Annotated in this window: 10 protein-coding genes; 9 read left to right on the top strand and 1 reads right to left on the bottom strand. The window is 41.7% G+C overall.

Annotation, left to right across the window (positions count from 1 at the left end; genetic code table 11):
- The first annotated feature begins 76 nt into the window (after positions 1-76).
- From rnpA to RTS09_RS03520, 7 genes are all read left to right on the top strand, one after another.
- Positions 77-514 carry a ribonuclease P protein component gene (gene rnpA, locus RTS09_RS03550; RefSeq protein WP_060994940.1) on the top strand — a complete coding sequence of 146 codons (438 nt, stop codon included), beginning with the start codon at positions 77-79 and terminating at the stop codon, positions 512-514.
- Positions 515-577: 63 nt separating this feature from the next.
- Positions 578-877: a membrane protein insertion efficiency factor YidD gene (yidD, locus tag RTS09_RS03545; protein WP_312534338.1), complete on the top strand. Its 300-nt coding sequence runs from the start codon at positions 578-580 to the stop codon at positions 875-877.
- Between the two features lie 181 nt (positions 878-1,058).
- Positions 1,059-2,750: a membrane protein insertase YidC gene (gene yidC, locus RTS09_RS03540; RefSeq protein ID WP_282842223.1), complete on the top strand. Its 1,692-nt coding sequence runs from the start codon at positions 1,059-1,061 to the stop codon at positions 2,748-2,750.
- 160 nt (positions 2,751-2,910) lie between these two features.
- Positions 2,911-4,302 carry a tRNA uridine-5-carboxymethylaminomethyl(34) synthesis GTPase MnmE gene (gene mnmE, locus RTS09_RS03535; RefSeq protein WP_284034838.1) on the top strand — a complete coding sequence of 464 codons (1,392 nt, stop codon included), beginning with the start codon at positions 2,911-2,913 and terminating at the stop codon, positions 4,300-4,302.
- 32 nt (positions 4,303-4,334) lie between these two features.
- The gene (nrdR, locus tag RTS09_RS03530) at positions 4,335-4,859 is read left to right on the top strand and encodes a transcriptional regulator NrdR (RefSeq protein WP_203171251.1); all 525 of its coding nucleotides are present in this window, start codon (positions 4,335-4,337) and stop codon (positions 4,857-4,859) included.
- Between the two features lie 8 nt (positions 4,860-4,867).
- Positions 4,868-5,947 (top strand): bifunctional diaminohydroxyphosphoribosylaminopyrimidine deaminase/5-amino-6-(5-phosphoribosylamino)uracil reductase RibD, encoded by a 1,080-nt coding sequence (ribD, locus tag RTS09_RS03525; protein WP_312534333.1) that lies wholly within the window; start codon positions 4,868-4,870, stop codon positions 5,945-5,947.
- Positions 5,948-6,414: 467 nt separating this feature from the next.
- Positions 6,415-7,083 carry a riboflavin synthase gene (locus RTS09_RS03520; RefSeq protein WP_312534330.1) on the top strand — a complete coding sequence of 223 codons (669 nt, stop codon included), beginning with the start codon at positions 6,415-6,417 and terminating at the stop codon, positions 7,081-7,083.
- A 124-nt stretch (positions 7,084-7,207) separates the two neighbouring features.
- On the opposite strand, the gene RTS09_RS03515 is transcribed toward RTS09_RS03520, so the two are convergent.
- On the bottom strand, positions 7,208-10,030 hold the full coding sequence (locus tag RTS09_RS03515; protein WP_312534328.1) for a response regulator: 2,823 nt from the start codon (positions 10,028-10,030) through the stop codon (positions 7,208-7,210).
- Positions 10,031-10,166: 136 nt separating this feature from the next.
- Between RTS09_RS03515 and fmt the strand changes: the two genes are divergently transcribed.
- On the top strand, positions 10,167-11,183 hold the full coding sequence (gene fmt / locus RTS09_RS03510; RefSeq protein ID WP_312534326.1) for a methionyl-tRNA formyltransferase: 1,017 nt from the start codon (positions 10,167-10,169) through the stop codon (positions 11,181-11,183).
- Positions 11,184-11,198: 15 nt separating this feature from the next.
- Positions 11,199-12,551, top strand: a complete 1,353-nt coding sequence (gene rsmB, locus RTS09_RS03505) for a 16S rRNA (cytosine(967)-C(5))-methyltransferase RsmB (RefSeq protein WP_312534324.1) — start codon at positions 11,199-11,201, stop codon at positions 12,549-12,551.
- Positions 12,552-12,556 lie beyond the last annotated feature (5 nt).

Raw genomic sequence — 12,556 nt, 5'->3', positions numbered from 1 at the left:
TCAGCCTGTTTTTACCCTATCCATCAAATCTTGATAGCTTTTAATGGTGCTTTGGTATTGATTTGGACTTATCCTCATGACTGCAGACAAACCTTTTAAATTTGATAAATCACAGCGGCTGCTAACGCCCAAAGATTTTAAAGCGATGTCGGGTCGTCATACCAAAACTGGTGAAGATCAGTCACAGCATGTTGTCGTTTTTAAAATTCATCAACCTAATCTGTTGTTATTCGTCAAAGTGGTTTTAGCTGATAGCCAAAGACAAGCTGCAGTAAATCGGTTGGGTCTTGCGATTACTAAAAAGAAAGTCAAACGTGCCCATGAAAGAAATCGTATTAAGCGATTAACGCGAGAGTATTTTCGGTTGCATCAGCACCAGCTAAATGCTCAAGTTGATATTTTATTAACTATCAAGCAGTTTTCCGATGATATGCAAAATCAAGCAATTGTCCAGCAATTAGCGATGGGCTTTAACTTAATCAATGATAAGATTGGAAAGTTGAAGCGGAATTAATTTTAGCGGCAGTTCGTAATATCTTTACTCCAATGAAGGTAATAAAAAATCTGGGTTTAATCCATGGATAAATTATTAGCAAAATTTTTGTTGTTTATGATTATATTTTATCAGCGTTTGATTAGCCCGTGGTTGGCACCTCGTTGCCGCTTTTATCCAACGTGCTCTAGTTATGGTTTAGAGGCGGTAAGATTGCATGGGGGGTACCGGGGTGGATTATTAACAGCCAAGCGTATCGCACGTTGTCATCCTTGGGGTGGGCATGGCATTGATTTTGTCCCTAAGCCATTATATCGCTACCGTTATCATTATATTGACACATTGCCGTCTTACTTTTTGGTATATGCTTACCACTATTATTAATTTATTGGGTTGATGAAATTATAAAAACTTGTTGCGAGTCTTAAATAGCGTAATTGAGTCAACTATTTATGGAATATCTTTTTTAACTTTTTTTTAGTAGAATGTCTTCTATTTTTTAATTGTTTTTCCTTTATTAGCAACTAGTGATTTCAAGCAATATCATTAGATAGGATAGCTATATATGCAAAAAATTTTACGGACATTGATTATTATCGCAATGTTAATTACGGGTTATTTGCTGATTCTGGCTTGGCGGGATGATTATACCAATGTAAATAAACCCGTGGCGATAACCCCAACAACCACAGCGGTCAGTAGCAATGATGTGCCAGTGGCGGGGACTTCAAGTACGCCAACGGGCGATGTTCCAACCGCAACAGCAACCACACCAACCGCCGCTCCCACTACCCAGAAAACGGGCGCACAGCTCATTAGCGTGATGACGGATAAATACGATATTCGTATTAATCCAGTCGGTGGCGATGTGGTGTACGCCGCGCTTCGAGAGCAGACTCAAACATTAGATAGCAAACAGCCATTTGTACTCCTTGAAGAAGATAGTAATCGCGTATATGTGGCTCAGTCAGGGTTAATTGGCGCCAATGGTATTGATAATAGCAATGGTCGTGCGACTTTTACCGCGCCTAGTAACCAATTTGTCATGCAGCCCAATCAAGCCGAATTGGTCGTGCCTTTAACTTATCAAAAAGATGGTGTAACTATCATCAAATCCTATAAGTTTACCAAAGGTCAATATCCTATCAACGTTAGCTATAACATCACCAATAACGGCACGCAGCCTTGGCAAGGACAAATGTATGCGCAGTTAAAACGTGATAATAGTGAAGACCCGGGTAAAGGTGACAAAGGCGCAATTAGCCTATCGACTTACCTAGGGGGCGCATGGGGTACACCAGATCAGCCTTATAACAAACTCAAGTTTGGTAATTTCAATGAGGGTTTAAAAGCCAGCAGTGATAAAGGCTGGATTGGCATGGTACAGCACTATTTTGTCACCGCTTGGATGCCAAAGGATTACACAGCAAATTTTTATAGCCGTGAAGTTGGCAAAGATCACATCATCGGGTTTACCAGTAACCCTGTGTCAGTTGCTCCCAACAAGCAAGTGACGTTAACGTCTGCCTTGTATGCCGGTCCAAAAATTCAAACCAACCTAAAACCTTTGGCAGAGGGGTTAGATAAAACTGTTGATTACGGTATCTTATGGCCGATTTCAAAAGTGCTATTTTGGATTTTGGATAATGTGCATAAAGTATTGGGCAACTGGGGTTGGTCAATTATTGTACTCACTTTATTGGTTAAAATCGCATTGATGCCAATTGCCAATAAAAGCTATCACTCGATGGCAAAAATGCGCGCAGTTGCCCCAAGGTTGCAAGCCTTAAAAGAAGAATATGGTGATGACCGTATGCGTATGTCACAAGAGATGATGCGCATCTACAAAGAAGAAAAAGTTAACCCAATGGCAGGTTGTTTACCTGTATTACTGCAAATGCCGATTTTCTTGGCGTTGTATTGGGTACTGGTTGAATCGGTCCAATTACGTCATGCCCCTTGGATTGGTTGGATTCGCGACTTATCATCTATGGATCCATTGTTTATCTTGCCACTGATTATGGGCGCGGCGATGTTTTTCCAGCAAATGCTAAACCCGCAGCCGCAAGATCCTATGCAAGCCCGTGTGATGAAATTTATGCCGATTATTTTCACCGTGTTTATGCTATTCTTCCCAGCGGGTCTAGTGCTTTATTGGACGGTCAACAACTTGTTTAGTATGGCGCAGCAATACTTTATCAATAAGAAAGTTGAGCGTGAGCAAGCGGCAAAAGAGGCAGCACGTAACGTGGTTTAAATCCATCGAACCGTAACTTGATACTTTAACCGCCCTTTAAACAGTTGTTTAAAGGGTTTTTTATTGGCAAAAAATAATCATGTTGTAATCAGTGAACGGATGTTAAAATATCAGCATTAAGTCAATGCTGACTACCCAAAATGTTAGATTGTAAAAAACTATGTTAAATAACTCTCAAACAATGCTTACTTCAACCATTGCCGCCATTGCAACACCAATGGGTCGTGGCGGGGTTGGTGTGATACGCCTATCAGGTCCAAACAGTTACCAAATTGCCTTGGCGTTAACCGGTCGTCAAGCTTTCAAACCGCGATTTGCCCATTTTTGCCGATTTTATGATAGTGATGATACGGTGATTGATGAGGGATTGGTGTTATATTTCCCTACCCCCCATTCTTTTACCGGTGAAGATGTGATTGAGTTGCAAGGTCACGGTGGCATGATTTTGCAGCAGCAGCTTTTGACCCGTGTGTTTGAATTGGGTGCAAATCAAGCGGTAGCGGGCGAGTTTTCGGCGCGGGCTTTTGATAATGATAAGCTTGATTTGGTACAAGCAGAAGCGATTGCTGATGCCATTGATGCCACCAGTGTGGCTGCCGCAAAAAGTGCCATGCGCTCATTGACTGGTGAGTTTTCACAAAAAATTAATGCCCTGCTTGAGCAGTTAATTCAGCTACGGCTGTATGTTGAAGCCGCTATTGATTTCCCCGATGAAGAAGGGGTTGATTTTTTGGCAGATGAACATATCGCCAAACAATTACGCCAAGTTTGTGAACAACTAAACACTGTGTTAGCCACTGCCAAACAAGGGCAATTACTGCGAGATGGTGTCTCAGTTGTGATTGCCGGGCGACCCAATGCGGGAAAATCTAGCTTGCTCAATCGTCTTGCAGGGCAAGAGCGTGCCATTGTGACCGATATTGCAGGAACAACGCGCGATATTTTGCAAGAAACCATTGTGTTAAACGGTCTAACGCTAAATTTGACCGATACCGCTGGGCTGCGTCAGACTGATGATATTGTGGAACAGGCCGGTATTGAGCGAGCACGACAAGCCATTACCCAAGCTGATTTACTGCTTATGGTGTATGATGCGCACCGTGAGCATGAGCCATTACGATTAGCGACCGAATTATTTGGTAGTTTACCCAATGCCAATTCGATATTAATGATTGCCAATAAAATTGATTTATCCGACAATCACCAAAATTTGCCCAAGCAATTTTCATCACAAGAGCAGATTTACCACCCCGTCTATGTGTCTTGTAAATATGATACCGGGCTTGAGGAATTGGTCAATCAAATCTGTGATAAAGTCGGTTTTCATCCCCCTGAAAACAGCTTGATTGCACGAACACGCCATCTTGATGCGCTGCGCCGTACCCAAATGGCGCTGCAAGAAGCCGATGAGCAACTGCATTTATTTCATGCCGGTGAATTGGTGGCGGAAAGCCTACGCCAAGCACAGATTAGCCTCAACGAAATCACCGGTGAATTTACCGCCGATGATTTATTGGGCAAGATTTTTGGCAGTTTTTGTATTGGTAAATAACGTAATAGGTTTAAACTTAGCTAGGAAATCGCATGCACTGTCCATTTTGTAATGCTGAAGATACTAAAGTTATTGATTCAAGACTCGCGGCAGAAGGTGCGCAAGTACGACGTCGTCGTCAGTGTGCCGCGTGCCAAGAGCGATTTACCACCTTTGAAATTATCGAAGCGGTCATGCCTCGTATCATCAAATCCAATGGTCGTATCGAGCCGTATGATGGACAAAAACTGCGTCGCTCAGTGCAGCTACCATTACAAAAACGTCCAATATCGACCGACAACATTGAAGCTATGATTAGCCGGATTGAAAAACAGCTCAGGCAGCTCGGCGAGCGTGAGGTGCCAAGTAAAATTTTAGGTGAAATCGTCATGAAAGAGTTGAGTCAAATTGACGATGTCGCCTACGTTCGATTTGCTAGCGTGTATCGTGATTTTCAAGATATTGAAGCGTTTAAACACATGGTGTCAAACCTCACCACGGACGCCAACAAACAAGAAATCAATCAACGTATCGAAGATTTGACTCACCCACACAAGCTCAAACATCTACAATCCTAAGTTTTATTATGACGGCAACTTTATCCCCTGCTGAGCGCTATCAGCACCAATACTACATGTCATGCGCCATTGAGCTGGCTAAAAAAGGACGTTTCACCACCCGTCCCAATCCTAATGTCGGCTGCGTCATTGTCAAAGATAATCAAATCATTGGCGAAGGTTTTCACTATCAAGCAGGACAACCCCACGCCGAAGTGTTTGCCCTTCGACAAGCGTATGAGCATGATGCCAAGCAATTGCAAGGGGCAATAGCGTATGTCACGCTTGAACCTTGTAGCCATCATGGACGTACCCCGCCCTGTGCTGATGCGCTAATCCAAGCGGGTATTAGCCGTGTGGTGATTGCTGTTGTCGATCCTAATCCTAAAGTTGATGGTGGTGGTATTGCCAAACTGCAGCAGGCAGGTATCGAAATCATTACCGGTATTTGTGAGCAAGCGGCTTATCAATTAAATGAAGGCTTTTTTAAGGTCATGCGTGGCGGCTTGCCTTTTGTGCGCTTAAAGATAGCGACAAGTCTGGATGGACGCACCGCGATGGCAAATGGTGAGTCAAAATGGATAACCAGCGACCAATCACGCGAGGATGTACAGCGTTTACGAGCGCAGGCAGGGGCAATTATTACGGGGAGCGAAACCATCCTGCAAGACCATCCTGCGCTAAATATCCGCAGTCAGCAATTAGGGGTAAATTTAGACGACATACCCCAGCCGTTATTGGTCGTGCTTGACCGTCGTCAACGCATCCAAATGACGGATGCATGGTACCAAAGTCAAATCAGCAAGCGTCCCGTTTTGCTTATCCAAGACGCAACTATGAGCTTAACCCAACTACTCACCATTTTAAAAGACAATTACCAAATCAATGATGTGTTGGTTGAAGCAGGTGCAACGGTCGCTGCTAGTTTCTTGCAACAAGGTCTAGTAGATGAATTAGTCGTGTATCAAGCGCCATGCATTTTGGGTAGCAGTGCTAAGCCCATGATTAACCTTATGGCACAGCATATGCACCAACAAATGGTCGCTTCGTTAGTTTCACATGAAACAATGGGGACTGATATCAAATTAACCTATCGTTTTGATAAGTAAATCCACATAATGGGTTGGATAAATCTCGCTGAAAATAAAATAGTTAAATTATTATATTTTTCGCTTTTTAAAACTTATCCACATTGTTAGCTAAATTTAATGAAAGCGTTAAAAGTAGATTTTCTTTGTGGATAAGTGTTTCACATGAAACAGTAATTAAAGTTATGTTTTACTGCAACACTAGACTATAAGCGGTGTTTCACATGAAACATAGCACAAAACACCCGTAATCTATCACAATTAAGACCAGTGGATAAGTAGATAAACAAGGTCATAAGTAGTCTATGATGGCAAGTTATCCACCAAAAGCTACCTCTATCATGTTAATTTTTTGAACGCTTGATGCTCGATTTGAGTTAGAGTTGAGCAGCAATTTTAATTTAATTATTCTAAATAATATTTTATATTTGTGATAGTCGTAAAAGTACATTAAAATGCATTGATATCATAAAAAACAAGGATAAAAAATGTTCACAGGTATTATTGAAGCGACTGGAAAAATTGTTGCCATTACGCCGACGCAAGGTGATGTGCGCTTAAAAATTCAATCTGACTATTTAGACTTTGCTGATGTCAAATTGGGTGACTCGATTGCAAGTAACGGGATTTGTCTCACTGTTGTAGAACAAGGTAAAGACTGGTACGCCGTTGATGTTTCACGTGAAACACTCAATAAAACAGCGATGCAACAATGGCAAGTTGGCGATGTAGTAAACCTTGAAAAAGCCATGTTGCCTACCACACGATTTGGCGGGCACATTGTCACCGGTCATGTTGATACCACGGGTACGGTTAAACTGATAAAAAATGATTCGCGCTCGATTTATATAGAAATTGAGATTCCAAGCGAGTTTACCAAATATGTCGCTACCAAGGGTTCTGTAACAGTCGATGGTATTAGCCTGACCAGTAATTTGGTGGAAGGTAATGTGATTAGTTTAAATATCATCCCGCATACAGCACAAGTCACCAACATAAGCAGACATTGGAAAGTGGCAACAAAAGTCAACATCGAGGTGGATGTGGTAGCCAGATATTTAGAAAAACTTCTTATGTCAACACCAGACAACCTGTCAAATTCTAATCATGAAGGCATTACATTAAGCTTCCTACAACAAAATGGGTTTAGCAAATAGAGCGCAACTGCTTTATAATGATGGACAAAAAACCACCAATCAATTTACTTTTAAAACTCGACCTTAATAACGTTTTACTTTAAACAAAAAAAGACCAAGTTAAGCTGGTCTTTTTTTTATTGTTTCAGACCATGTAATGATTGATGGCTTCGATGAGTTTTTGCTTGTTGATAGGTTTGGTCAAAAAACTGTCCATCCCCGCTTCTAAACAGATATTCCTATCATCATCAGAATCGTTGGCGGTTAAGGCAACAATCGGCACACTATCTTTATTGAGGCGAATAATACGCGTCGCTTCAATACCATCTAGAATTGGCATGCGACAGTCCATCAACACAAGTCCGATTTGCTGACGATTTTCACTGAGTAACTTAACTGCTTGCTCGCCATCGGATGCTACAAGATAGCGATAACCCAAGGCTTCCAAATGCTTTTTGGCAATTTTTTGATTAACCGGGTTGTCTTCTGCTATCAATATCAATTTTTGGCTAGAAGGGTGCGCATTGTTTGGGCTCTCAAGATTGGTGTGGCCCTCATCAACCACTTGAATTAGTCCATCCAATAACAGATTAGGGTTATTAACGGGGGGCGTTGCGGATGCTACGTTAACGCTAGAATTAGAGGGATTGGGGTACTGCTGCAAAAATTGCTTAAAGGCCAGTTGTACGGGCAGATGGGTATTGGTTTTTTCTTTTTTGATTTTTAACTCATATAGATGATTCACCTCAGCAATCAGCATGCTTAAAGACGCAGGTTTTTGCAAATACCCATCAAATTGTAATTGCAGCTCGGGTGGCAGAGTTTTAGGTGATTCAATACTTAAAATAATTTTAATCGCATCATTATAAAAATGAATATTATTTAATAAATGGTTGTTGGCTTTGAGTGCTGCATCATCAATCACAAAGACAGGCATCAAGCCTTGCAAGTTAAGGTTATTAATCGTATTGATAACGGTTTCATCAATAGTTGTGAAGATATGGTGCGATAATTCCACATAACTTAAAACTTTATTCGCTCGCTCAAGGATAGAAAATGGCGAGATAAGAATGAGTGTTACCCTTAAATTCCTGGTTTTATGTTGGTAAACAGGTTGCAGACTAAACTTTGGAATCGGTAAAAATAATTGGAATTCACTGCCTTGACCAAATTGACTTTCTAAATGAATAAAGCCACCCAATAAATGTGAAAAACTATTGGAAATAGCTAAACCAAGTCCTGTACCGCCAAACTGCCGACTAATGGAATCATTGGCTTGTTCAAAGTAGGAAAATAATTTTTGTTGGTCTTTTTCGCTAATACCTAAACCGGTATCTTTTACCGTTATTTTTAACCAATCTTCGCTGACAGTCATATTTTGGCTGGTTTTAGCCGCGATTAATGGGTGACGGCTATCGGTTTTATCAACCGTGATAGCCACGTAGCCCTCTTTGGTAAATTTTACCGCATTGGTCAATAAGTTTAAAATAATTTGGCGTAATTTACCTTCATCACAATCAATAAAACGTGGGGTAAAGGGGTCCACAAAAATATACAGACTAATTTTTTGGCGTCGGGCGTTACCAACCATCAGTCCAGTGGTTTGGCGTAGTAACTGCAAGAGATCAATAGACGTGACATTGGTTTGTAGCCTGCCTGCGTCTAATTTGGCCACATCAAGCATATCATTGAGCAGTTGAATCATAGTATAGCTAGATTGTTGTAGGGTAGCGATGGTTTCTTGTTGCTCGCTATTAAACTGTGCTTTATCTTCAGCAAGTAGATCTATCATGCCGACTAAACCACTCAGTGGGGTACGCAATTCATGTCCCACTACTGCCCACATTTTATTAAAACTGGTTAATTTATCGGCAGTAAATTTATCTTCGACCCACGCTTTTTGCAGCTTATCGTGATAATCGGTGGTATCCTCCAAGCCACAGCTATAACCTTGTAGTTGACCAAAACGGTTATAATACGGGGTAATGCGTAAATCAAAATACAGATTTCGCTGTAGATTGGTCACAGGTAAAGTCGCATAAGTCTGAATATTCTCGAGCGAACTTAGTAGCTGCTGCGTGGTTTTATCGGCACCGGTGATAAAGTCACTAAGAATATACATCGACCCCTGTTGAAACGGGGTATAAAACACTTGCGAAAATTTATGGTTAAAGTACACAATCCGACCATTTCTGCTCATGATAAATAGCAAAATTGGCGAAGTATCGATCAAAATATTTTGTCGATAAGTTAACTCGCGAACCTTATCATAATATTGCCCCATCTTATAAGCATATCGGTTAAACAGCTGAGCCAAATAGCGCGGTTCAGGGTGGTTACGAAACTCATGAAGCTTGGCAGGCTGATAACCTTCACTAATTTGCAATTGCAAATTTTGGGCATAATCGAGAAATTTATACCAAACCTCGTAACTCTTTCGCAGCTGAATCATCACATATAAAAATAGGCAAAGCCCTAGTAGCAGCGGCAGCAAATAGATAGGGTTGGCAAAATTACGCCAAAACGGGAAATATTGTACTTTAACGTATAAGCGGTAACCCGCTGCCAGATTCTGCCAAACTTCAAAGCCACGAGCATCATGAAATATTTTATTGCTTTGTTTGGCAGATAGCGTCCAATTGGGTAAGGCGTCAGAAAAATCGTTATGGTTGTTTTTGACAACGGTAGTATCACCGGTTGGCTCAAAGACAAGCAACTGATAATTTTCAATCACTTCATGTTGGTCTAAATTAACCTGACTCCAATCGTGCTCACCGTGGGTAATTTTATGATTGAGTTTATCAACCAGTTCAACGAGGTAGCTTTTACCAAGCTGCTGTTGCTGCTGCAATGCATAAAGCCATAGCAGTCCATAACCTGCCACTATTAGTATCAGCTCGATAGCCACTAAGGTTATGATGAGTCGCCGAGCTGCTGGGCGATTGTAGAGAGAAAACTGGTTTGACACAGCGTGATATACCCAATAAAGAAAACGGTCAATGAAGGTAAAAGAAAAAAAACCATCATCACAATGCTAGATTTAAGTATTGTGCCAATTCATATTATAATAACAGAAATTTATTGTATTTAAGACGAAATTTATCATGTCTCAAACCCCGCTTAGGGTCGTATTTGCTGGTACGCCCGAATTTGCTAAAGTCGCCTTACAAGCGCTCATCAGTCACCAAAAAGCCCTTAATATTGACATTGTGGCAGTCTATACACAACCTGACCGCAAATCTGGTCGTGGGCAAAAAATTAGCGCATCGCCCGTTAAAGCCCTTGCCTTAGCAAATAACATTGCGGTGGAACAACCCGAAAGTTTTAGCTTAAAATCTGCCAATGGCAATGTTTCACGTGAAACACTTAAACAATATCAACCCGATATCATGGTAGTGGCGGCTTATGGATTGATTTTACCACTTGGCGTGCTGAATACCCCAAAATTTGGCTGTATCAATATTCATGGCTCATTATTGCCACGCTGGCGCGGTGCAGCGCCCATTCAGCGTGCGATTTTAGCAGGTGATGACGAAACAGGCATTACCATTATGCAAATGGCGCAGGGACTCGATACGGGCAATATGCTGTATAAAATAGCGTGCCCAATCACTGACACAGATACCACCCAACTATTGCATGATAAATTAGCCAAATTAGGCGGTGAAGCCATTGTGACGGTGTTGTCTGATTTAGAAAATTATCAACAAAAAGCCGAAAAACAAGACGACGCTTTAGCTAATTATGCCGAGAAAATCACCACAGCAGAGGGTGAAATTAACTGGCAAAATGATGCTATCAGTATTCAACGTCAAATCCGTGCGTTAAATGCCTTTACCTATCTTGATGAAAACAAAGACCCCAATCAGCGTATCAAAATAATAGAAGCAGCGCCCATTAAACTCGACCAACAAATCTATGAACCCGCAGGTAAAATCGTCAGTGTGGGTCGTAACGCGATTTTGGTCGCGTGTGGTAAAAACGCGACCAACCACCAACATCAGGGTGCACAACATTTGATTAATATCACCCAAATGCAGTGGCCAGGTGGTAAGCCGTTAACCGCTGAGCAAATTGCCAATGGAGATAAACTCAACGATGGTGATATTTTTCACTCATAATCAATTAGGCACATCATGACCCAATTACATTCTCAGCTTAACACTCGCGCCAAAGTTGTCGCCACCCTCGAGCGTATCCAACAAGGTGAGTCCTTAGCTAGCTTGCTTGAGCCACTACTCAACCAAGTGAGCGACAAAGACAAAGGCTTTGCCCATGAATTATTGCTTGGCACGCTGCGTCAATGGTGGGCACTCGCTCGTATTGGTGAAAGCTTGATTGAGCATGAAGTCACTGACAAAGGCGTATGGGCAGCCCTCAATATCGGACTGTACCAACTGCTGTATATGGACACGCCAGATTACGCGGCAATTGGTGAAACGGTCGAAGCAGTCAAACAACTGGATAAAGGTTACGGTGCTGGACTCATCAATGCCATACTGCGAAAGGTGCAAAAAAACCCTGCCAAATTTGCCAAAAAAATTGAGAAAAATCACAGTCTACCCAATTGGCTTGCCAAACAGCTCAAACAGGATTGGGGTGAATACTATGCCGAGCTTGGACAAGCGCTTCGCCAACCTGCGCCCATATTCTTACGCGTCAATCGCAAATTTTGTAGTGTAGAGGATTATGCCGATATATTAACCCAACAAGGCATCGGTTTTGACCTAGTGTCCATTGGCGTTGAGAAGGTGCAAACCATTCAACTCACTGACGCTATAAGAATCACCGATTTGCCTAAATTTGCCGAAGGATGGGTCAGTGTGCAAGATAAACATGCCCAGTTATCAGCACATATTTTGGCAAGCCTCGCCTTGGATAAATCTTTGACGGTACTAGATGCTTGTACTGCGCCCGGGGGTAAACTGGCGCATTTATTGGAGCTTGATGAGTCAAAAACGTTTCACGTGAAACATCAAAATATCGCGCATGTAATCGCTTTGGACAGCGATGAAAAACGTTTACAACGGGTAAGCCAAAACCTTGAGCGTTTGCAGTTAAAGCAAGAAAATGTACAATTGGTATGTGAGGATGCCACAACGTTTCAAGCAGATACCCAATTTGATGTGATAGTGCTTGATGCACCTTGTACCGCAACGGGTGTGATTCGCCGCCATCCTGATATTGCATTGCTACGTACTGAAGAAGATGTAGGGCAAACTGCCGCGTTACAAGCCAATATTTTAGCAAACTGTTGGCATAATTTAGCCGATAATGGTTATCTACTCTATATCACTTGCTCGATGTTAAAAGCAGAGAATGAAAATCAATTACAAGCGTTTTTAGCCACACACAAAGCGGCGCAAATCGTGGATTTTAGCCTTAATTTATCCAACCAAATCAAACGGGACATCGGTTATCAATGCTTGCCGCTTCATCAAAACGATGGCGATGGCTTTTATTATGCCTTACTGCAAAAACTTGGGTAAAAAAT

Origin of the sequence: Moraxella sp. CTOTU47618, from assembly GCF_032017425.1 — a bacterium.
Classification (GTDB): Bacteria; Pseudomonadota; Gammaproteobacteria; order Pseudomonadales; family Moraxellaceae; genus Faucicola; species Faucicola tetraodonis.
Note: the sequence above shows the minus strand (reverse complement) of the source record. Positions and strands in the feature narration are given on the sequence as shown.